The 20,733-nt window shown below is 71.5% G+C and carries 18 protein-coding genes and 1 tRNA gene; 6 read left to right on the top strand and 13 right to left on the bottom strand.

The window, feature by feature from the left end; genetic code table 11:
• Nucleotides 1-22 precede the first annotated feature (22 nt).
• The 5 genes from ACFY1S_RS06900 to ACFY1S_RS06880 all read right to left on the bottom strand — a co-directional run bounded on the left by ACFY1S_RS06900 (nucleotide 23) and on the right by ACFY1S_RS06880 (nucleotide 3,767).
• Complete coding sequence (locus ACFY1S_RS06900) at nucleotides 23-946, bottom strand: serine hydrolase (protein ID WP_387113564.1); 924 nt, start codon at nucleotides 944-946, stop codon at nucleotides 23-25.
• A complete protein-coding gene (locus tag ACFY1S_RS06895) occupies nucleotides 939-1,604 on the bottom strand; it encodes a hypothetical protein (protein WP_387113562.1) in 666 nt (221 codons plus the stop codon). Before ACFY1S_RS06895 ends, ACFY1S_RS06900 begins: the two co-directional genes overlap by 8 nt.
• 91 nt (nucleotides 1,605-1,695) lie before the next feature.
• Entirely contained in the window at nucleotides 1,696-2,196 is a 501-nt protein-coding gene (locus tag ACFY1S_RS06890; protein ID WP_387113560.1) for a SigE family RNA polymerase sigma factor, read from the bottom strand.
• Nucleotides 2,189-3,058 carry a hypothetical protein gene (locus ACFY1S_RS06885; protein ID WP_387113558.1) on the bottom strand — a complete coding sequence of 290 codons (870 nt, stop codon included), beginning with the start codon at nucleotides 3,056-3,058 and terminating at the stop codon, nucleotides 2,189-2,191. Before ACFY1S_RS06885 ends, ACFY1S_RS06890 begins: the two co-directional genes overlap by 8 nt.
• A gap of 139 nt (nucleotides 3,059-3,197) precedes the next feature.
• Nucleotides 3,198-3,767 (bottom strand): alpha/beta fold hydrolase, encoded by a 570-nt coding sequence (locus tag ACFY1S_RS06880; RefSeq protein ID WP_387113556.1) that lies wholly within the window; start codon nucleotides 3,765-3,767, stop codon nucleotides 3,198-3,200.
• Nucleotides 3,768-4,024: 257 nt separating this feature from the next.
• Here ACFY1S_RS06880 and rph point away from each other — a divergent pair, with 257 nt between their 5' ends.
• On the top strand, nucleotides 4,025-6,619 hold the full coding sequence (gene rph, locus ACFY1S_RS06875; protein ID WP_387113554.1) for a rifamycin-inactivating phosphotransferase: 2,595 nt from the start codon (nucleotides 4,025-4,027) through the stop codon (nucleotides 6,617-6,619).
• A gap of 3 nt (nucleotides 6,620-6,622) precedes the next feature.
• Here the strand turns inward: rph and ACFY1S_RS06870 are convergent, their stop codons facing one another.
• The 3 genes from ACFY1S_RS06870 to ACFY1S_RS06860 all read right to left on the bottom strand — a co-directional run bounded on the left by ACFY1S_RS06870 (nucleotide 6,623) and on the right by ACFY1S_RS06860 (nucleotide 11,152).
• Nucleotides 6,623-8,350 carry an IlvD/Edd family dehydratase gene (locus tag ACFY1S_RS06870; protein ID WP_387113552.1) on the bottom strand — a complete coding sequence of 576 codons (1,728 nt, stop codon included), beginning with the start codon at nucleotides 8,348-8,350 and terminating at the stop codon, nucleotides 6,623-6,625.
• 64 nt (nucleotides 8,351-8,414) lie between these two features.
• Nucleotides 8,415-9,944, bottom strand: a complete 1,530-nt coding sequence (locus tag ACFY1S_RS06865; protein WP_387113550.1) for an aldehyde dehydrogenase family protein — start codon at nucleotides 9,942-9,944, stop codon at nucleotides 8,415-8,417.
• On the bottom strand, nucleotides 9,941-11,152 hold the full coding sequence (locus ACFY1S_RS06860) for a fumarylacetoacetate hydrolase family protein (RefSeq protein ID WP_387113548.1): 1,212 nt from the start codon (nucleotides 11,150-11,152) through the stop codon (nucleotides 9,941-9,943). Before ACFY1S_RS06860 ends, ACFY1S_RS06865 begins: the two co-directional genes overlap by 4 nt.
• 197 nt (nucleotides 11,153-11,349) lie before the next feature.
• Between ACFY1S_RS06860 and ACFY1S_RS06855 the strand changes: the two genes are divergently transcribed.
• Nucleotides 11,350-12,126 (top strand): IclR family transcriptional regulator, encoded by a 777-nt coding sequence (locus tag ACFY1S_RS06855; RefSeq protein ID WP_387113546.1) that lies wholly within the window; start codon nucleotides 11,350-11,352, stop codon nucleotides 12,124-12,126.
• Nucleotides 12,127-12,184: 58 nt separating this feature from the next.
• On the opposite strand, the gene ACFY1S_RS06850 is transcribed toward ACFY1S_RS06855, so the two are convergent.
• The 3 genes from ACFY1S_RS06850 to ACFY1S_RS06840 all read right to left on the bottom strand — a co-directional run bounded on the left by ACFY1S_RS06850 (nucleotide 12,185) and on the right by ACFY1S_RS06840 (nucleotide 14,303).
• On the bottom strand, nucleotides 12,185-12,904 hold the full coding sequence (locus tag ACFY1S_RS06850) for an alpha/beta fold hydrolase (protein ID WP_387113544.1): 720 nt from the start codon (nucleotides 12,902-12,904) through the stop codon (nucleotides 12,185-12,187).
• Between the two features lie 109 nt (nucleotides 12,905-13,013).
• Entirely contained in the window at nucleotides 13,014-13,922 is a 909-nt protein-coding gene (locus ACFY1S_RS06845; protein WP_387114359.1) for a siderophore-interacting protein, read from the bottom strand.
• Nucleotides 13,923-14,036: 114 nt separating this feature from the next.
• Entirely contained in the window at nucleotides 14,037-14,303 is a 267-nt protein-coding gene (locus ACFY1S_RS06840; protein ID WP_074318219.1) for a helix-turn-helix domain-containing protein, read from the bottom strand.
• 102 nt (nucleotides 14,304-14,405) lie between these two features.
• On the opposite strand from ACFY1S_RS06840, the gene map reads away from it, so the two are divergent.
• The 4 genes from map to ACFY1S_RS06820 all read left to right on the top strand — a co-directional run bounded on the left by map (nucleotide 14,406) and on the right by ACFY1S_RS06820 (nucleotide 19,358).
• Nucleotides 14,406-15,224 (top strand): type I methionyl aminopeptidase, encoded by an 819-nt coding sequence (gene map, locus ACFY1S_RS06835; protein WP_387114356.1) that lies wholly within the window; start codon nucleotides 14,406-14,408, stop codon nucleotides 15,222-15,224.
• A gap of 57 nt (nucleotides 15,225-15,281) precedes the next feature.
• Nucleotides 15,282-15,410: transfer RNA gene (locus tag ACFY1S_RS06830), tRNA-OTHER, on the top strand.
• 56 nt (nucleotides 15,411-15,466) lie between these two features.
• A complete protein-coding gene (locus tag ACFY1S_RS06825; RefSeq protein ID WP_387113541.1) occupies nucleotides 15,467-17,620 on the top strand; it encodes a hypothetical protein in 2,154 nt (717 codons plus the stop codon).
• Between the two features lie 283 nt (nucleotides 17,621-17,903).
• The gene (locus ACFY1S_RS06820) at nucleotides 17,904-19,358 is read left to right on the top strand and encodes an alkaline phosphatase PhoX (RefSeq protein ID WP_387113539.1); all 1,455 of its coding nucleotides are present in this window, start codon (nucleotides 17,904-17,906) and stop codon (nucleotides 19,356-19,358) included.
• Between the two features lie 58 nt (nucleotides 19,359-19,416).
• Here ACFY1S_RS06820 and ACFY1S_RS06815 read toward each other — a convergent pair whose 3' ends face one another.
• Nucleotides 19,417-19,986: a hypothetical protein gene (locus ACFY1S_RS06815; RefSeq protein ID WP_364376241.1), complete on the bottom strand. Its 570-nt coding sequence runs from the start codon at nucleotides 19,984-19,986 to the stop codon at nucleotides 19,417-19,419.
• 173 nt (nucleotides 19,987-20,159) lie between these two features.
• Complete coding sequence (locus ACFY1S_RS06810; RefSeq protein WP_364376250.1) at nucleotides 20,160-20,489, bottom strand: TraR/DksA C4-type zinc finger protein; 330 nt, start codon at nucleotides 20,487-20,489, stop codon at nucleotides 20,160-20,162.
• Between the last annotated feature and the right edge of the window lie 244 nt (nucleotides 20,490-20,733).

Raw genomic sequence — 20,733 nt, 5'->3', positions numbered from 1 at the left:
CCGCCGCCGCGCGCCGCGCGACCTACCCCTGGGCGGGGGTGTCGTGCGCCGCGGCGGCGCGCAGCTCCCGAAGTATGTACGTGGCGGCCTTCTCGACGACCCGGACACCTGCCTCCCGGCTCACGTGATGGTCGGAGAGCACGGCGACGAGCCAGTCGTGGCGGTCCTCGACAACCCGCCCGATGCTGTTGACGAGCCAGCGCCCACCGTCGGCGTCGGCGGTGTCCCAGCCGTTCTTGACGTAGGTGCCACGGTTGCCGGGCGCCCGCCCGGCGGTGACCCCCCAGCGCTGCTCCGGCACCACAGTCGACATGAGCCCCATGACGAAACGGCGGTCCTGCGCGGTGAGCGGCCCGGTCGGCGACGTCAGCGCGCCCAGCAGCCGGATCTGGTCGGCCACAGTGGTGGTGGTACGACCCCACTGCGAGCGGGGTTTGGTCTCCCGCAGACCGAGTGTGCGATTCGCGGCGGTGAGCCCCCGCGATCCCTCGATCTTCTGCCACAGCGCACTCGCCGCGTCGTTGTCGCTGGACCGGATCATCGCCTCGGCCAACTCCCGGTTGGCCGAACTCAGGGCCCTGCCAGGCGGTCGTTGGCGCAGCAGGAGTGCCGCGAGGATGTCGACCTTGACGATGCTGGCGGTCTCGAAACGTCGCGCCCCGACGGTCACCGCCGCCGACCCGCGCCGGTCCAGTGCGGCGACTGCCAGGTGGCCGTCGTACTGCCGCACGTAGGTCTCGATCCGCGTTCGCGCCTGCCCGATCCAGTCGACGGCCGGCGTCGTGGGGACCGGTTGGGCGGGCGTCCGACTCGGCGAGGCGGCGGCGCCCTCGTGGCCCACACCGCGCGTAGCACCGTAGGCGGCGGTGGCGACGCCGGCGACGGACATCGTGACCGCCGAGACGACCCAGCGGCGAGGCAGCCCTCTGCCGTTCCGTTCAGCCAAGGCGGGCCGCCGCTCTCGCCGCGACGGAATCCAATGCGGCGCGACTACCCGGATCCGGCAGGCTGAACGTCGACACCACCTCACCTCGTTTCAGCACGACGAAATACGTGACGGTCGCCGGACGGTCCTCGTGCTCGATACGACCCCGGATGAGCATCCCGGCGCCCGCGCGGTAATTTTGATCCACGACGGTAAATGAGATACGCGATCCGAGCATCCGGTAGTCCGCGCACCGCACGAGGACGCGCCGGACGTCCTCGACGTTGCGCTCGGCCCATCCCGGCGCGAATTTCTCCACCACGTGGTGTGCCGGCGACGAGCCGTCCGCCGGGCGGTAGAAGCGCTCCACGGCGCTCTGCCGGTACGACCGGGCCGGGTAGTCGCCGCCGCGATAGTGCGGGCAGCTGCTCTGCTCCCACGGCCACGGCGGCGACCCGGCCGGAGCGTCGCCCTCCCGCCAGGCCGCACCCAGATCACCAGCGCTCAGCAACATGCCGGCGTCGAGCAACGTGGCGTTCACCGTCTGTGGCGTACCGGCCACGTCGTCCGACTCGGAACGTTGACAGCCGCCGCCGAACACCACCACCGCCGACAGCAGCGCTGCCAGCACGGCGACCCGGCGCCGGCCCGCGCCACGCCCTCTGACCGACACGGACACGATGGACCTCCCCAGACCCACGACAATGTGGCGGGTGCGCGACGCGCACCCGCCGACCGGCGACGATCACCGCCGAACCGGACCGGACCGCTCAGTGGCGTTCCTCGGCGAACAATTCGAGCCGGCTCTCGCCGAGCAGGTCGCGCAGCCGGCTGAGCGAGCGCATGCTCTGGCTCTTGACCACGGCGATCGAGACGCCGACGGCCTCGGCGACGGTCTCCACGCTCAGGTCGTCCCAGTACCGCAGGACGACTATCGCCCGGTCCCGCGGTGGCAGGGTGGCGATCGCGTCCAGCAGCGTCATCCGCAGTTCCGCGGGATGTTCCTCGGCCCGCTCCGGCGGCCTCGACACGGCCAACTCCTGGCTGGATCGACGCCTCTGCTGGTCGATCACGCAGCGCACCAGGATCTTGCGGGCGTACGCGTGGGGGTCGTCGGCTCGACGGACCCGCCTCCAGTTGGCGTACACCTTGGCCAGCGTCGTCTGGGTGAGATCCTGGGCGAGGTGCCAGTCGCGGCACATCAGGAACGCGGCGTCGCGCAGGCGGCCGCCGGCCGCCTGCGCGAATTCGACGAACTCCTCGTCAGCCATTCGACCGGGCCAGTGGCGTGAAGGTCTTGGCACCGGAGGCGACGATGTCGGCTGGCATTTCCGTACCCCAGAGCGGGTTGGCCGCCACATCGACCGCCTCCTCGACGGAGAGGGCGGGGGTCGCCGCCGGATTGTTGTTCCCATCCCCCTCGAGGCAAGCGGAGATCAGCAGGTCGATCCGGAGGCCACGGCCGTGGTGCACGGTGACCATCCTGTCCTGCACGCAGTTGTCCGGCAGCTCGGTCAGCTCCACTGTCCCCGGAGGCGGGTCGCCACCGCGCTCGTCCTGATAGATGGAGAGCCGCAGCATCCCCGGCCCCTTGCCCCGATCCAGGTAGAGCTGGACGAAGGGCATACCGGGGCCCGCCCCGTCGTTGGGCAGCATCGCGTAGTGGCTGGTCTTGCCCCTCGGCAGCAGCCGGGTCAGCAGCTCCAGGGCGGCCTGCGGGGTGGTGGTCCGCGCACCGCTCACCGGCTTGCGGCCGACCCCCACGGTGCCGAGCACCCGGGTCGCGGTCGGCGGCGCCGGCGCCCAGCGGAGCGGCCCCGGGGCGGCCGCGGCGCCGGGCGCCCCGAGCGGGGGCGGTGGCGAGGCGGTGGCAGGCGTCCCGGCCGATGACCCGACAACCGGTCCGGCCGGCGCGCCGACATCAACGGGGACCGCCCCGAACCTGTCGAACGGCCCGACGGCCAACCCGACGACGAGCAGCAGCACGAGCGCCGACCCGCCACCGAACCCCGCCAGGCGGCGTCGTCGGCGCAGCCGGCGACCCTGCACCATCGCCTGCTGGACCAGATCGCCAAGCGGCGGGGCGGGATGCCGGGTCAGATCGTCCCCCAAAAGCCTGCGGACGTCGTGCATGTCCCGTACTCCTCCCCGGTCGGCCACCGGCACGGCGACCCTGTCACCTGACCTGACGGGTTGGCCGGCCGGTTTGGTTACCCCCGGACGGGCACCAGTTTTCGGCGCGCGCCGGCGGGCAGCCTCCGACCGGCGGGGATCAGGGGGTACGCGGATCGAGGAGCGTCAGCACCGCCGCCACCTCGGCGAGGTCGTCGCCCAGCTGGTGATCGCGGCCGGGCAGCCGGTGCAGCCGGGCGTGCGGGATGGCCCGGGCGTACAGGTCGGCGTGCGCGGGCGGCGCGGTGTCGTCCTCGAGCCCGTGGAACACGTGCACCGGCACGCCGGGCGGCAACCGTTCGCCGAGGTCGTGTGGCATCTCGAACTCGTCAGAGGGCCACCCGCCCGGACCGACGAACGGCGCGGCGAGCAGAACGATGGCCGCGAGGTGCCGCCGCGGCGGTCGGTCGGCGAGCGTGTGGACGAGGATCGTGGCGCCCACCGAGTGCCCCACCACGACCGACCCGTCGTCCAGCGCCGCGACCTCCCGCCGGATGGCCGGGCTCCAGGTCGCGTAGGTCGGGTCGCCCTCGTCGGGCATCCGCGGATAACGGACCTCGTACCCGTCGCCCAACTCCCGTCGCAGACTGTCGGACAGCGCCCTGTCCCAGTCGTCGTGCACGCCCGCGCCACCGCCCTGGATGAACAGCACCTGCCGCCGACCAGCCATGACCATCCTCCCGCGCGAGGCACGGTGACGTCCCGGACGTTTTCTGAAAGACGCACTCGCGAGAAGAGTTTTCGTCCGCAGCGGCGAAGACGGCGCGGAATTGTTCCCTCTAAAACGTATATCGCACCCGGGGGCTTGCCACAAGACCCGGGGTGCGGCGCAGAATCGTCGGCCGGAGCCGCGAGCGGACGAAAAACGCGCACGCGCCAGACCGATCCGCCGGTGGAACAGAGCGACATTTCTCAAAAGGGGCCGTGATGAACGAGCGGTATGTGGTGGGCCTGCGCGAGGTCGACGAGTCGCGGATCGCCCTCGTCGGCGGCAAGGGCGCGCACCTCGGGGCGTTGTCCCGCATAGACGGTGTCCGCGTGCCGGACGGGTTCTGCGTGACGACGGACGCCTTCCGGCTGGTCCTGGCCGGGGCGCCGGCGATCGGGGACCTGCTCGACGACCTCTGCGGGCTGGACCCGGACGACCGGGAGGCGATCGGCGCGGTGAGCGCCCGGATCCGCCGTACCCTCGATGGTGTCGCCCTCCCCGACGAGGTGTCGGCGGCGATCGACAGGGCGCTCACCCGGCTCGGCGACGACGCGGCGTACGCCGTCCGGTCCAGCGCGACGGCGGAGGACCTGCCGACCGCCTCGTTCGCCGGCCAGCAGGACACGTACCTCAACGTCATCGGGGCGGCGGAGATCCGGAGGCACGTCAGCAGGTGCTGGGCCTCCCTCTTCACCGAGCGCGCGGTGACCTACCGCCAGCGCAACGGCATCGACCATCGGACGGTCGAGATGGCCGTCGTCGTACAGCGGATGCTCGTCCCGCAGGCTGCGGGCGTCCTGTTCACCGCCGACCCGGTCACCTCCAACCGCAGGGTCGCATCCGTGGAGGCCGTCGTCGGCCTCGGCGAGGCCCTGGTCTCCGGGCTCGTGAACGCGGATGCCTACCGGGTACGCGACGACCGCGTCGTCGAGCGGGCCATCGCCGCCAAGCCGCTCGCCATCCAGCCCGTGCCGACCGGCGGGACGACGCGGCAGGCGGTCGACGACGACCGGCAGGAGGAGCCGGCCCTCACCGATGAGCAGGTCCTACGGCTCGTACGGCTCGGCCGGCGGATCGAGGTCCACCTCGGCCACCCGCAGGACATCGAATGGTGCCTGGTGGACTCCGACTTCCACATCGTCCAGAGCCGGCCCGTCACCACGCTGTTCCCCATCCCCGAGGCGGACGACGCCGGGAACCACGTCTACCTCTCGGTGGGTCACCAGCAGATGATGACCGACGCCATGACGCCCCTGGGGCTCTCCATATGGCAGCTGACGGCCCTGGCGCCGATGCACGTGGCAGGTGGCCGGCTGTTCGTCGACGCCACCCGGCAGTTGTCCTCGCCGGCCAGCCGCGCCGCCCTCCTGGCGATGGTGGGCAGGTCCGATCCGCTGACCAGGGACGCGCTGGAGACCGTCCTCGACCGCGCCGACTTCGTCCCGATCGTCACCGATGCCGCTCCCGCCGGGCCACCCGGCCCCGCCCCCACCCCGATCGACACCGACCCGGCCATCGTCACCGAGCTGATCGAGCGCAGCCAGGCGTCCATCGCCGACCTGCGGCGCGACATCGCGACGGTCAGCGGTCCGGCGCTGTTCAGCTTCCTGCTGGAGGCCTTCGGGGACCACAAGCGGGCACTCGCCGATCCGCTCAGCATGCAGGTGATCATGGCGGGGATGGAGGCCACCTGGTGGCTCAACGACCAGCTCCAGGAGTGGCTGGGTGAGAAGAACGCGGCAGACACACTCACCCTGTCCGCACCCCACAACATCACGTCCGAGATGGGGTTGGCGCTCCTGGACGTCGCCGACGTCGTCCGCCCCCACCCGGAGGTGGTGACCTTCCTGCACAGGGCCGGGGACGAGAACTTCCTCGACGACCTGGCCCGGCTGCCGGGCGGCCCGCAGGCGCGCGCCGCCCTCCAGGCCTACCTCGACAGGTACGGCATGCGCTGCGTCGGCGAGATCGACATCAGCCGACCGCGCTGGATCGAGCGCCCGAGCACCCTCGCGCCGCTCATCCTCGACAACGTCAGGAACTTCGAACCCGGCGCGCGTGAGCGGCGCTTCGAGCAGGGACGCCAGGCGGCGCTCGAGAAGGAGCGGGATGTCCTGGAACGCCTGAGGGCGCAGCCGGACGGGCAGCGCAGGGCCGACGAGACCAAGCGGATGATCGACCGCGTCCGCACCTTCATCGGCTACCGGGAGTATCCCAAGTACGCCATCGTCAGCCGCTACCTCGTCTACAAGCAGGCCCTCCTGGCCGAGGCCGAACGACTCGTACGGGCCGGTGTGCTGGGCACGACCGACGACATCTTCTACCTGACGTTCGACGAACTGCACGACGTCGTGCGCACCCGACGCGTCGACGACAGGCTCATCCGCCGACGCAGGGACGAGTTCCGGTCGTACCGGCAGCTCACCCCGCCCCGCGTGCTCACGTCCGAGGGCGAGGCGCTCCTCGGGGCGTACCGGCGCGACGACGTGCCGGCCGGCGCGCTGGTCGGCCTCGGGGTGTCCGGGGGGACGGTCGAGGGGCGCGCCCGCGTCATCCTGGACCTGGCCGAGGCCGACCTGCAACCGGACGACATCCTGGTCACCGCCTTCACCGACCCGAGCTGGTCCCCGCTGTTCGTCGCGGTCCGGGGCCTGGTGACGGAGGTGGGCGGCCTCATGACCCACGGCGCGGTGATCGCCCGGGAGTACGGGCTGCCCGCCGTGGTGGGGGTGGCACAGGCGACCACGCTGATCCGCGACGGGCAGCGCATCCGCGTCAACGGCACGGACGGGTACGTGGAGTTCCTCTCGTGACCGTCAGTGCGAGTGGCGGGGTACGGCGCTGCCGCTGCCGCCGACGAGGAAGTCGAGGTCGGCGCCCTGGTCCGCCTGAAGGACGTGCTCGCTGTACAGGCGGGTCCAGCCGCGCTCGGCCGTCGGCAGTGGCGGTTGCCAGCCGGAACGGCGTCGGGTCAACTCCTCGTCGTCGACCAGGAGGTCCAGTCGGCGCGTCGACACGTCGACGTGGACCAGATCGCCGGTACGCACCAGCGCGAGAGGACCACCCACTGACGCCTCCGGTGCCACGTGCAGGATGCAGGTGCCGTACCCGGTGCCGCTCATCCGGGCGTCGGAGATCCGCACCATGTCGGTGATGCCATCGGCGAGCAGCCGGCGGGGCATGGGCACGTTACCCACCTCGGGGAAGCCGGGGTAGCCGCGCGGTCCGGCGTTGCGTACCACGATCACCGTCTCGGGGGTGACGTCCAGGTCCGGATCGTCGGCGGCGACGACGTACTCCTCGATCCGGTCGAAGACGAGCGCCGGCCCGGTGTGCGTGAGCAGATGGGCCGAGGCGGCGGAGACCTTCAGCACGGCCCCGGACGGCGCGAGCGACCCGCGCAGCACCACCGTGCCCGAGCCGGCTGCCTGAAACGGCTCGGCCATGGTGCCGATGACGTCCCGGTTCCAGCACCGGGCGTCGGCGATGTTGTCGGCCACCGTCGCCCCGCTCACTGTGACGTGGTCGAGGTGCAGCAGCGGGGCGATCTCCGCCATCACCGCCGGTACGCCGCCCGCGTAGGCGAAGTCCTCCATCAGGTACGCCCCGGACGGCATCAGGTTGACCACCATCGGCACGTCGGCGGTGAGGGTGTCGAAGTCGTCGAGCGACAGGGGGACGCCGAGGCGCCCGGCGATCGCGAGCAGGTGGACCACCGCGTTCGTGGACCCGCCGATCGCGGCGTTGACCCGGATGGCGTTCTCGAACGCCTGCCGGGTGAGCACCGACGACAGCCGCTGGTCCTGCTCGACCATGGCGACGATCCGGCGGCCGGCGGCGTGCGCGAGCGCGTACCGGCGGGAGTCGACGGCCGGTACGGCGGCGGCTCCCGGCAGCTGCACGCCCAGCGCCTCGGTCACGCAGGCCATCGTGGAGGCGGTCCCCATGGTCATGCAGTGGCCCCGGCTGCGGGACATGCCGACCTCGGCCTCCGCGCAGTCGGCAGCGGTCATCCGACCGGCCCGCATCTCCTCGGTGAACTGCCAGACGACGGTGCCCGAGCCGATGTCCCGGCCCCGGAACTTGCCGTTGAGCATCGGCCCGCCGGTCATCATGAGAGTCGGCAGGTCGACGCTCGCCGCGCCCATCAGCAGGCCGGGAGTTGTCTTGTCGCAGCCGGAGAGCAGGACCACCCCGTCGAGCGGGTTGGCGCGGACCGACTCCTCCAGCTCCATGGCCAGCAGGTTGCGGTAGAGCATCGTCGTGGGTCGCATGAGGGGCTCGCCCAGGCTCATCGCGGGAAACTCCAGCGGCAGACCGCCGCTCTCCCACACGCCCCGCTTCACCGACTCGGCGAGGTCCCTGAGGTGGGCGTTGCAGGGGGTCAGCTCCGACCAGGTGGTGGCGATGCCGATCACCGGGCGACCGTCGAAGACGTCGTCGGCGAAACCCTGGTTGCGCATCCAGGACCGGTGGATGAACCCGTTGCGGCCCTGCGCACCGAACCACTCGCCGCTGCGCAGCGGACGATCTGTCGTCGACATCAGCACACCTTTCTGTCCTGCGTCCGGGATGCGGATTCAGCGATGGCGGAGCGGGCGCGGACACCTATCGCCGCGGCTCCCCCGTTGCCGGCTCCCATCTCCCGTCGACCCGTCGGGAAATGGCGGTGTACTCGTCCCGCAGCTCCTCGGGGAGGATCCAGGCCGGGGCGTCCTGCCAGGCCAGGGGGCGAAGGAATCGTCGGATCGACGTGGCGCCCACCGACGTGTGCACGGTGTTCGTCGACGGCCAGGGCCCGCCGTGGTGCTGGGCCCAGGACACCCGGACCCCTGTGGGATAGCCGTCGAAGACGATGCGACCCGCGCGCTCCGCGAGCCCCTCGACGAGTCGGCGTACGACGTCGGCGTCGTCGCCGGGGCCGTGATGGACCGAGCCGGTCAGCGACGGCGGGACGGTGGCCAGCACGGTGTCGAGGTCGGCGACGTCGCGGTACCGGACCACCACCAGGAGCGGACCGAAGCACTCGTCGGCGATCTCGGCAGTCAGGCCCGGCAGACCGACCTCCAGCAGGGTCGGCGCGACGGTGAACCCCGCGCCGGGCTCGACCCGGGGCCGCGCCGCGACGCGGGCGCCGGCCCGCTCGAACGCGGCGGCCCCGCTCTCGTACGCGTCCCGGATGCGCTCGTTGAGCAGGACCGCGCCGCCGGAGCCGTCGACCCGCTCCCGTAGCCCCTCGACCAGATGGTCGCCGCCGGGGTCGGACGGGATGAACGCCAGCCCCGGCTTGGTGCACAACTGACCGCCCGACGCCGTGAAGGAGGCGAACAGCCCCTCGGCGATCTGGTCTCCCCGGTCGGCCGCCGCTCCGGGCAGGACGACTGTCGGGTTCAGGCTGCTCAGCTCGGCGTACAGGGGAATGGGGTCGGGCCGTTCGTCGATGGCCGCCTGGATGGCGCGGGCCGCGCCGAGGGAGCCGGTCAGTGCGGCCGCGCGGATCGCGGGGTGGCGCACCAGCGCGGGGCCGGCCTGTTCCCCGTACACGATGGCTGTCACGCCCTCGGGCGCGCCCAGCTCGCGGATGGCCGACGCGATCGCCTCGGCGGACGCGTGCGAGGTCAACGGGTGCGACGGGTGTGCCTTCAGGACCGTGGGACAACCGGCCGCGAGGGCGGCGGCGGTGTCGCCTCCGGCGACCGAGAAGGCGAACGGGAAGTTGCTGGCGCCGAAGACCGCGACAGGCCCGAGGGGTACGAGCATCCGCCGCAGATCCGGGCCGCGCCCGAGCGGCGTGTCGGCGGCGTGGTCGATGGCCGCCTCGACGTACGCCCCGTCCCGCAGCACCTCGCCGAACATCCGGAACTGGAGTGCCGCCCGGGTGAGTTCCTGGTCGAGCCGGGCGTGGGCCAGTCCGGTCTCGGCCTGCGCGGTCGCGACGAGGTCCGTCCGGTGGGACTCCAGGGACGCCGCGATCGCGTCGAGCATCTGCGCTCTGCCGATCCGGCCCAGCCCGGACAGCCACGGCACCGCCGCGGCCGCCCGGGCCGCGGTCGCCTCCAGCGCGGACTCGTCGGTCTCGACGAGGTCCGTCGGGCGACGCCTACCGTCGCGCGGGTCCACAGTGCTGACCACGTTCACAGCAGTCCTCTCCGTGCCAGATTGCCCATCAGGTCGCGGACGCCGAAGTGCCAGGGCGCGCACTCCTGGGCGTGCCGCACCCGGTTCGCCAGGGTGCCGAGCGCCGGGCAGCCGATCCGTACCACGTCGTCGATCTTGTGGGTGAAGCCCTCACCGGGGCGGTCCCGGTCCTGGATGGGCGCGAACATCGTGCCGAGCATCAGGACGGCGCCGTCGGGATACTGGTGGTGCGGGCCGATCATCTGCCGCACGAGCGTCTCCGGGTCACGTGACATCCGGGTCATCTCCGAGACCGCCTCCAGCTGGAAGCCGTCCACCCCACGGATCGTCAGCGCCACCTCCAGTTCGCGCACCCGCCGCATGTCGAACCGCTCGTCGAACAGCCGGATCAGGGGACCGAGGGCGCACGAGGCGTTGTTGTCCTTCGCCAGGGGGAGCAGGAGCGCCGAGCGGCCCTCGACGTCCCGCAGGTTCACGTCGTTGCCGAGGGTGGCACCGACGATCCGGCCGCTGGACTGGACGATGAGCGCGATCTCGGGTTCCGGATTGTTCCAGGTCGACGTGGCGAGCACGCCCACCGGAACGGCGGTGCCGACGGCGGAGAGGACCTGCCCCTTGGTGAAGATCTCGGCGTCCGGGCCGATCCCGACCTCCAGGTACTGGCTCCACATGCCCTCGGCGACCAGCAGATCCTTGAGTTGCCGCGCCTGCGCCGAACCCGGGACCAGACTGTGCAGGTCGGCGCCGACGTCGGCGAGCATCCGGCCACGGAGGTCCGCCGCGAGCGCCAGGTCTCCCCGGGCCCGTTCCTCGATGACACGTTCGATCATCGAGACCGGGAAGGTCACCCCGGCGGCCTTGAGCGCCTGCAGGTCGACCGGGGTGAGCAGCCACGGTCGGGTGCGGTCGCGGGTCCCGGCACCGGTGTTGGCCAGCACCGCCCCGATGCCGCCGAGCACCCGCCCGTCGAGCGCGGCCACCGTCGCGGCGGGATCGGGCAGCTCGCAGATGTCCCGGACGGTGGAGAACCGGTGGCTGATGTCGATGACCTGGCCGTCCCGGACGGTCACGGGTGAGGGGCCGTCGACCGACGGATCCCAGATCCGGCCGATGAGGACGCTGTCGCCGGCGTCGGTCGGCAGCGCTTCGGCGGCGGTCCCGAACCAGTCCGCGTCGGCGGCCCGCCCTCGGGGCTCGGGCACCGTCATGAACCGCTCCCCGGGTCGAAGAAGGACCGCTCGTCCCAGACGGTGGTCAGAGACGACACCGCGGAACACATTTGCAACGATCGTAGCGACATATGCAACGACGTCAAGGAGTTGTTGCGTATCGCGTCCGCTACATTGCACATTACGCAACGAGCAGCGCCGGTGGGACAGCCGTCGCACGAAGGGAGATCTGGCCGGTGGCCCAATCCATTCGACGCGCGATCGACCTCATCCGCCGATCCGCGGAACGCCCGCTGTCACTCACCGAGGCGGCGGACGTGCTCGGCGTCCACAAGTCCACAGCCCTGCGGATCCTGCGGACGCTGGAGGCCGAACGCTTCGTACGCCGCACCGGCGCCGGCACCTACGTGCTCGGCAGCGGGCTGATCGAACTGTCCGAACTCGCGCTCGGCTCGATGGACCTGCGCCAGTTCGCCGCCGCGCCCCTGCGCGCCCTGCAACGCGCGACCGGCCACACCGTGCACCTCGCCCAACTCACCGGCGACGAGATCATCTACATCGACAAGGTCGACAGCCAGGCGTTCGACGCCGTGAAGCTGCCCTCCCGGGTGGGCCGCGCGGTGTCGGTATACGCGAGCGCCGTGGGCAAGACGATCCTTGCCTACCTGCCCCCCGAGGAACGCGACCGCCTTCTCTCGCACGTCGCCTTCGAGAGGTTCACCGACACCACCCTCGCCGACCACGACCTGCTCGAAGCGGAACTGGTCGGCATCCGCGAACGCGGCTGGGCCGCCGACAACGGTGAGCACGACGCCTACGTCATGTGTGTCGCCGCGCCGATCCGGGATTCGCGGGGACTCGTCATCGCCGCCGCCTCGATCACCGCGATCGAGGTCATCGCCAACCTCGACCAGCTGAAGAGCAACCTTCCGCTGCTCCTCACGACCGCGAACCAGATCTCTTCCGAGCTGGGCTACACGGCTCCCACCGCCGACACCCCGGACGGCTCGTAGCGGAACGAGCGTGGCCGCCGGGGCGGCGACGCCGGCGCGCACGCCACGCCCGCGACGATCAGGCTCCGACGCCCCGCATCGCCTCGATGATTGACTCCGCGACCTCGCTGGGCTGCGACACCGCCATCGCGTGGGACGCGCCGGCCACCTCCCGGGTCCCGCGCGCACCTGCCCGTTCGGCCATGAAGCGATGCGCGGCCACCGGGATGTTGCGGTCCGCGTCACCGAAGACGAACCAGCTGGGCAACGTCTGCCAGGCAGGCGCCTGCGTCGGAAGGCCCTCGCCGAGCGCCTGCTCGGTGATCGGCCGCTGCGTCCGGGCCATCAGCGCCGCCATGTCGTCGCTGACGTCCGCGGCGAACTGCGTGTGGTAGGCGTTCTGGCCGATCGCCACCTCGTTGCCCCCGCTGGACACCGGGTAGGAGACCAGGGTGTCGCCGAGCGTGCTGCCCGGGAACTTGGCGGACAGCGCCAGCGCCGACTCCCCCGCCTCGGGGGCGAGCGCGTTGACGTAGACCAGGCCACGCACCGTCGGGTCGCCCGCCGCCGCCTCCGTGACGACCATTCCGCCGTACGAGTGAGCGACGAGCAGGACGGGACCGCCGATCCCCCGGATGACGTCCCGCAGGTACGCGGCGTCTGCCGTGACGCTGCGCAGCGGGTTGGCGGCGGCCACCACGGAGTAGGCGGAACCGAGCCGCTCGATCACACCGTTCCAGCTCGCCGACTCGGCGAACGCGCCGTGCACGAGGACGACCGTAGGTTTCTGATCCGACACGGCGGGCCGCTCCTTTGCTCCAGGACGAGGATGCGGAGGCATCCCGCCCGACTGCGTGGGCGCGGCTGATTACCCGCCGTGCGATCGGGAAACGTCGCGACCGGTCGAATCAGACCGGATCTGCCCGGCCGAGCCGCCAGTAACCCATGAAGGCCACCGCCCGCCGGTCGAGACCACGCTCGACGACGAGGTGTCGACGCAGGGTCCGGATGACACCCGCCTCCCCCGCCAACCAGGCGTACAGCCGCGACGGCGGCACCTCCTCGGGCACCTCCCAGAGGATTTCGGCGTCCACGTCCACGTCAGTGATGGGCTGCGCGGTCACCTGCGGCGTACCGCCGGCCAGCAGCTGTCCCGCCGCCGCGGCGACGGCCGGCACCAGGTGGCTGCCGTGCCCGCCCGCGCCCCGGGGCAGCCACCGCACCTCGATGCCCGGAGGCGTCACGAGCGGCAGCACGTCACAGGCGTCGGGCACCTCCAGCAGGACGGTGCCGCACGCGTCGAGCGGGAGGCGTTCGCAGATGGCGCTGATCGCCGGCACGGCCGTCTCGTCGCCGGCCAGCAGCAGGTGCCCGGTCGACGAGGGCTTGAACTCGACCCCGCCGTGGTCACCGTCGTAGCCGGCGTCCGGGCCGAGCAGGGCGATCTCGTCGCCCGGGCGTACCCGCCGCGCCCAGCGGGTGGCCGGGCCGCTGTCCCCGTGCAGAACGAGGTCGACGTCGACCTCGGACACGTGCGGGCGGACCGCGCGGACCGTGTAGGTGCGCACCGGGTTGCGCTCGCGCTCGGGCAGGGCGCGCCACTTCGCGTACCAGTCCGGGCCCTCGGGGAGATTCACCCCGTGCCGGCCGGGCAGTGGCAGGGCAAGCTTGATCCGCTGGTCGTAGCCGTTGTCGGCGAAGCGGTGCAGATCGGGCCCGGTGAAGGTGACCCGGGTGAAGGACGGGCTGAGCCGGCGTACGGCCCGGACCTCGACGGCGAACAGCCGCCAGGGGGCGATGGGCAGGGTCTGGGTCAGGGTGCTCGACGCCGATCCGACTGTCATGAAGGGTAGCTAACCTAAGCCCTTTCGCGGCCGTCGCGGTGGGTCGTCCGGTCGATGCGGATGCTGGGTTCGGACCCCAGCGAGCCCTCAGGACGCCTCACGGACGCGCAGATCGGCCAGCCACACCTCGGCCAGGTCGCTGAGCGCGACGCCGAGGACCTCGCTGAGGCAGACCACTGTGCCGAACGCCGGCGCCGGAAGCCGACCCACCTCGATCTTGCGCAGCGTCTCCGGTGAGATACCGGCCGCCAGGGCCACCTCGACCAGACTGCGGCCACCCCGCGCCACCCTGAGCGCCGCGCCGAGGCGCTGCCCCGCTGCGATCTGTGCCGGTGTGAGCGGTGGGCGGACCATGTGAGCAGGATAGATCCGCCCTCGCGGACCGGCAACGCCGACCCGCGGGACACCACGATCAGCGTGGTATAAATATACCGCCACGGAGAGGGAGTGTTGATCGTGATCGAACTCAAGTCCACCCAGGAAATCGACCGGATGGCCGTGACCGGCCAGTTCGTCGGCGAGCTGCTGGCGGAGCTGCGCGAGGTCGCCGCCGTCGGGGTCGACCTGATGGACCTCGAACACCACGCCCGCCGCCGGATCAAGGAGCGCGGCGCCGAATCCTGCTACTGGGACTACACGCCGTCGTTCGGTCGCGGCCCGTTCCGTAACGTCCTGTGCCTGTCGGTCAACGACGCCGTGCTGCACGGCCTGCCGCACAGGTACGCCCTGCGCGACGGTGACCTCCTGAGCATCGACATGGCCGTCGGGATCGACGGCTGGACCGCCGACTCCGCGCTGTCCGTCATCGTCGGCACCCCCAGCCCGGACGACCTGAAGCTCATCGAGGCCACCGAGGTCGCGCTGGAGGCCGGGATCGTCGCCGCCCGAGCGGGCAACCAGCTCGGCGACGTCTCCGCCGCCATCGGCGAGGTCGCCCGCCGCTACGGCTACCGGGTCAACAACGAGTTCGGCGGGCACGGCATCGGGCGCACCATGCACGAGGCACCACACGTGCCCAACGACGGCCGCCCCGGCCGGGGCATGAAGCTCAAGCCCGGCCTGACGCTCGCCATCGAGCCGTGGCTCTGCCAGAGCACCGACCGGATCAGGTACGACGAGGACGGGTGGACGATCCGCTCGGCGGACGGCTCGCGTACGGCCCACTCGGAGCACACAGTCGCGGTCACCACCGACGGGCCACAGGTGCTGACCCGCCGTCCCCGGCACGACACGAGGCCCGGCGACCGCAGCGGTCAGTCGACAGCGACGAGCTGACGCCCGGCGGCAATCTCGATAGCCACGCCGCCACGACCGGTGCGATGATCGACATCTGGGTCGCTAGCTCAACTGGCAGAGCAGTCGACTGAGTAGCGCGTCCGCCCTCCGCCCCGCGCGGCGATGGGTGCGCTTCCTTCTCCTTGTTGGATCGAAGGGTTCGGGGTTCGAGTCCCCGGCGACCCACGTGTGCCGTAGGCGACGACCGGCACCTGTCGGAGTCGACCGGAACGGAGGGCCTCGTGCTCGAGAAGCTGCTCATCCAGAAGACGCTGCGCGTCCCGTCCAGCACCGGCGCGGCCGGCGACGGCACGCCGGTGGCCCGGCAGCTGGACGCGGCGCTGCTCGACGTCGGGTTCTCGGCGTCGCGGGCCCTGCTGGACCACATCGGCACGCTGGCCCCCGCACCGGCGATGGACCTCGCCGCCACTGTCGTCTCGGCGGTACGCGAACTCGTCGGCGACCACGTCCGGCACAACTCCTACTTCATCGGCTTCCCCGACGACGTGCCGGACACCATCGAGTTCTGGACGGACCGGCTGCGCGCGGCAGTCCTCACCGGCGGCGCCACCGACGAGCACGTGCGGGACGCCGTCGCAGAGGGCGGGGTGAACCTGCTCGACCTGCCGGGGTACGGCACCTACCAGCACACCTACGCCGAGCTGCTGGCCGCGCACGACGACCTGATCGGCGCGGCCGGCGACCGGGTGACAGTGCTGCGCCTCGGTGACACCTCCGACGTGGAGGCCGAGCGGCTCTATCTGACCCTCGCCGGCAGCACGACACCCCTGGGCGAGACGGACCTCGCGCTCCTGGGCGAACTCGCGGTCGCCTGCGCCGACGGCCCCCAGCCGGCCGAGATCCCGGTCCGGGAGAACCGGGCCGTCCTCAACGGAATCCGGCTGGTCCTCGGCCGGCCACTGATCGGTGTGGACACGACGACAGACGTGCTGCGCCTCGCCTGCCAGGTCTCCGGCGGGGACACCTCGCTCACGACACCCACGCGGTTCCGTGCCTTCCGGCGACCGGAGCGGCGCGTTCTGCTTGCCGCGCTGGACACGGTCGTGGGCGCGAACGCGCACAAGCTCGGTGACGTCGCGCGCTACGCCGAGCGGTGGAAGCGGCTCGCGGAACGGCTGCACCCCCATGAGTACGACAGGTGGCCGCACGCCCAGGAGGTGTTCGCTGTCGCGCGTGGCGAACGGCGCGTACCCAACCTCGCCGGACGGGCGGAGGCGGCGATCAGCGCCGGAGCGATAGGTCCGGCGGCGTCGGTGCTGTCGGCCGCACCCGGAATGCTGCTGCGATCCGCCGACCGGCTGCTGCGGCTGGCGTCACCGTCGGAGCGGTCCACTGTCGTCGACGCGGTCACCGGGGCGCTCGGTTCGGCGTCCGGGCGGGTGCTCCTCTCGCTGCGCGAGCACGTCGACAACCGGTCGACTCCCGCGTCGGCCCGGCTGTACGCCAGCCACTCCCGTACCGCCTGGATCGGTCCCGACGTACGGCCGCCGCTGCCCGCCGAACTGGTGGCCGAACTGTCGTCGCTGCTCGACGCCGAGATCGACGCCCGCCTCCCGGAACCGGAGCGGCCGTTGCTCGTGGATCCGGAGGTGCTCGACGTCGCGCTGCCGCTGTCCGGCAAGGCGGCCGAGGGCGGTTTCGCGGTGCTGCCGCGTGGCTCACGGGGGTCGGTGTCGGGTGAGCTGCTGCGCTTCTTCACCTACTGGCGTCAGACGGGTCGTCGCACCGACTACGACCTGTCGGTGCTGCTGCTCGATGACGAGTTCCACAGCGCGGGCCAGGTGTCCTGGACCAACTACCACCACGACGGCGTCGTGCACTCCGGCGACGTCACCGACGCGAGGAACGGCGCGACCGAGTTCATCGACGTGCCCCTGACCGTCGACGCGCGCTATGTGGTGCCGCAGGTGAACATCTACGCCGGAGAGTCGTTCGACGAGGTCGCCGAGTCGATGTTCGGGTACCAGGTCCGCTCCCGGGACCAGCTCGGCGCCCCGTTCGAGCCGCGCACGGTCCGGGCGCGGTCGCACATGCGTGGCCAGGGTCGGGTCGCGCTGCCGATCGTGTTCGCCCGCGGCGAGGCCGGCTGGCAGGCCATGTGGCTACAGCTCTACCTGCGCGGTTGGCCGTCGTTCAACCGGGTGGAGGAGAACACGTTCAGCACGGCCCACCGGGTACGGGCACTCGTGGAGCGGCGGTACCTCACCGTCGCCTACCTGGTCGACAGGTGGCGGGCACGGGCCGACGTGTCGACATGGGACGGACGGCTGCCCGACGAGCCGGTCACCTTCATCGGCATCGAGGCGCCGGAGGGCCTGCCCGACGGATCGGAGACCTATACACTTGATCGACTCAGCGAGCTGGTCCCTGGGTAAGCGGCGACAGCCGAGGCCATGCGGGCGCTTCCTTCTATTTCCGTTCAACTCGGAAACCTCCGCGTCAGCGGAGGATGTGGCTGTTCCAGTGCCCGCGCTCTCCTCGGCTCTCGCCAGCGAACCGTAGGCCGGCCAGCGACGCCCACGGCAGGGCGGCCGCAGGCCTGCGGCATCAAATCTTCACTCCGATGTCACCACGCGAGCCCCCAGGTGACGTGTCGGTGTCCACCCGCGGGGGTTGGCTGTCGGTCGTCGCACTTGTCCCGACCAGGAGCTGATCCCCGTGCCTTCCTCTCGCCGTACCTTCCTCGCCGGCGGCGCCGCCGCAGGCGTGGGCCTCGCCGTCGCCGGCGGCCTGCCGTCCCTGGCCCAGGCCAGCCCGGGCCGGCCGCAGCCGCCGGTCCAGGGCGGACGCACGCCCTTCCCGCCGCTCGTGGACGACCCCGACGGCATCCTGGCCCTGCCCGAGGGCTTCCGCTACACGATCGTCACGCGGACCGGCGTCACCCGGCTCGACCGCGGCCAGGGCACGACCCCGTCGGACCACGACGGGATGGCCGTCTACGACGCCGGTCACGGCCGGTACACCCTGATCCAGAACCACGAGATCGACCCGGGCGCCGAGTTCGGCGTACCGCACGTCAAGGGGACGGTTTACGACGCGGGCGCCGTCGATGCCGGTGGTTGCACCGTGATCAGGACCGACCGTACGGGCCGTAACCTGGGCGAGTTCGTGGCCCTCTCCGGCACGATCTCCAACTGCGCCGGCGGGCCGACCCCGTGGGGGACCTGGCTCACCTGCGAGGAGACCGAGGACCGGGCCGGTGACGCCTGGGAAGAGGGCGGCCGGTCCGGCGTCTACCAGAAGGACCACGGCTACGTCTTCGAGGTCTGGGCCGACGGCAGCGCCGACCCGAGGCCGGTCAGGTGCCTGGGCCGCTACTCCCACGAGGCTCTGGCCGTCGACAGGGACCGCACCCGGATCTACCTCTCCGAGGACGCCGACGGGCCCAACGGTCTCTTCTACCGCTGGACCGCGCCGCGCGGTGTCAAGCTGGGCCCCGGCGTGCTCACCCGCCTCGCGCCGGACGCCGGTGTCCTCGCCGCCATGCAGATCATCATGGACGACGGCTCGGTGCTGCCGGACGTCGCCTACCTGACCTCCGCTCAGCTCGGCCGACCCTTTGCCGTCCGCTGGATCGAGGTGCCGGACCGCGACGCGCGGACCACGTCCGTCCGCGAGCAGTTCGCCGACGGCCAGGTCACCCGGGGCCGCAAGTTCGAGGGCGTGTGGGGCACCGACGAGGGCGTGTACGTGGTCAACTCCTACGCCTGGGACGACGGCGACCTGCCGGCGGACGCCGCCCCGCACGACGGCATGGTCTGGTTCTACAACTACAAGGCCCAGACCATCGAGCTGGTGACGTACTTCCCGCACCAGGAGGCTTCCGAGGAGGGGACTCCGGTCAGGTACACCGACCTCACCTTCGACGGCCCGGACAACGTGACTGTCACCCCGTGGGGAAGCCTCGTGCTCGCCGAGGACGGCTCGGGCGCGTCCCACGTGCTCAGCGCGATCCCGGGCGGCCCGACGTACGCGATCGCTCGCAACCAGCTCAACGACTCGGAGTTCTGCGGACCGACCTTCACCGCCGACGGCAGGGTGCTCTTCGTCAACATGCAGGACCCCGGCCTCACGCTGGCCATCACCGGCCCGTGGGAGAAGTACCTGGGCTGATCGGTACACGGTTGGGGGCGGCGGACCGCCGCCCCCGCTGCCGCCCGGCGAGCTGACCTCAGACGGGCATCGCTGCGTATTCGCGTTCGGTGAACAGGTCCACGTCGCGGGGTCCCAGCTTCGCCACCCGGCGGGCGTGCAGGGCGAGCTGCCCGCGTGCTTCGCCGAGGCGGCGGGTGGCGACCACCATGTCGTCGGTCGCCTCGAACGACTCCGTCCCGCTGGCCCTCATGGCGGCGTCCATCACCCCGTTGAACGCGGTCATGAGCCCGTTGGCCAGGGCGATGCCGTCCTGGTCGCCGCTGGTCCAGACCTGTGACCAGGCGGCCTCCACGGTGGCCATGTCCCGGGCCAGCCAGTCGTGCAGCACCATCGGATCCAGCGGCTTCTGCCCTCCGAACAGTTGGTCGCCCACCTCCCGCAGACCCGAGCGCCAGTACCTGGTCTGCCGCAGCGCCTCGGCCTTGTGCGACAGGCGCAGGGCGCCGGACAGCATGAGGATGTACGCGCGTTGCAGGTCGGTCCGCTCCCGGTGCCGGCGCCTCAGTCGACTCTGCACCATGACCACGAACAGGGACGCGCAGGCGGTGATCGTGGAGCCGAGCAGAGCGGCGACTGTCGAATTCACGCCGACATGATGCCCGCCGATGATTGGCCCCGGCGCGCGGGGTCGGTCACCGGCGACGGCGGGGGGCACGGGCGGTCACCTGGCGCGGACGTGGTCGACACTCTGGGCGACGGGTGTCGTTTGTGTGGCCGCCGTGCCGTGCCACGAGCGCGGCACGGCGGCCACACCGGGGGTCACCCGTTGTGCTTCGCCTGGCACGACACGCAGAAACGCGCGTGCGGGAGAATTTCGAGCCGCTCGGACGGGATGTTCTCGCGGCACTTCTCGCAGGCACCGTACGTGCCGTCGCTGATCCGGGTCAGCGCACCGGTGATCTGCTCGATGTTGCGGCGGGTGGCCACCAGCAGCGCGGCCCGGTTGTGAGCCTCGCTCGGGTCGCCGGTGTCCGCGTTGAGCTCGGTCAGTTCCCGCAGCCGAGCCGTCTGCGTGGCGAAGTCGTCCGCCAGGGACGCTCGCAGGTCAGCAAGCCAACCCTGGTCGACAGTTCGATGATCGACGCTCATGATCTACCTTTCGAGGAAAGTCCGGGTAAAAAGAAAAGGGCCGAAGCTGGATAGCTTCGCCCTGGCGGTCGTCTCGTGGTGCAACGATTCCCCGGGAGGGCCTCGGCCGGTTCGCGCCGGGCCCGACAGCCGGGAGATGGACGCGATGGGCAGTGCGCGGACCACAGGCACCCGCATGCCTGCCATCAGCCGCGCCGCAGCCGCCGGGCGCACAGCCCCGAATGCCGCCACATCAGTGACGGCA

The sequence above is a fragment of the Micromonospora sp. NPDC000663 genome (assembly GCF_042898105.1).
GTDB lineage: Bacteria > Actinomycetota > Actinomycetes > Mycobacteriales > Micromonosporaceae > Micromonospora.
The sequence above is the reverse complement of the archived record's forward strand: the minus strand, read 5'-3'. Positions and strand labels throughout refer to the sequence as shown.

Coding starts and splice junctions, on each gene's coding strand:
- ACFY1S_RS06885 (WP_387113558.1), bottom strand. CDS start 3,058: ATGCACGACGTCCGCAGGCTTTTGGGGGACGATCTGACCCGGCATCCC.
- ACFY1S_RS06870 (WP_387113552.1), bottom strand. CDS start 8,350: ATGTCGACGACAGATCGTCCGCTGCGCAGCGGCGAGTGGTTCGGTGCG.
- ACFY1S_RS06840 (WP_074318219.1), bottom strand. CDS start 14,303: ATGGTCCGCCCACCGCTCACACCGGCACAGATCGCAGCGGGGCAGCGC.
- ACFY1S_RS06890 (WP_387113560.1), bottom strand. CDS start 2,196: ATGGCTGACGAGGAGTTCGTCGAATTCGCGCAGGCGGCCGGCGGCCGC.
- ACFY1S_RS06810 (WP_364376250.1), bottom strand. CDS start 20,489: ATGAGCGTCGATCATCGAACTGTCGACCAGGGTTGGCTTGCTGACCTG.
- ACFY1S_RS06860 (WP_387113548.1), bottom strand. CDS start 11,152: ATGACGGTGCCCGAGCCCCGAGGGCGGGCCGCCGACGCGGACTGGTTC.
- rph (WP_387113554.1), top strand. CDS start 4,025: ATGAACGAGCGGTATGTGGTGGGCCTGCGCGAGGTCGACGAGTCGCGG.
- ACFY1S_RS06880 (WP_387113556.1), bottom strand. CDS start 3,767: ATGGCTGGTCGGCGGCAGGTGCTGTTCATCCAGGGCGGTGGCGCGGGC.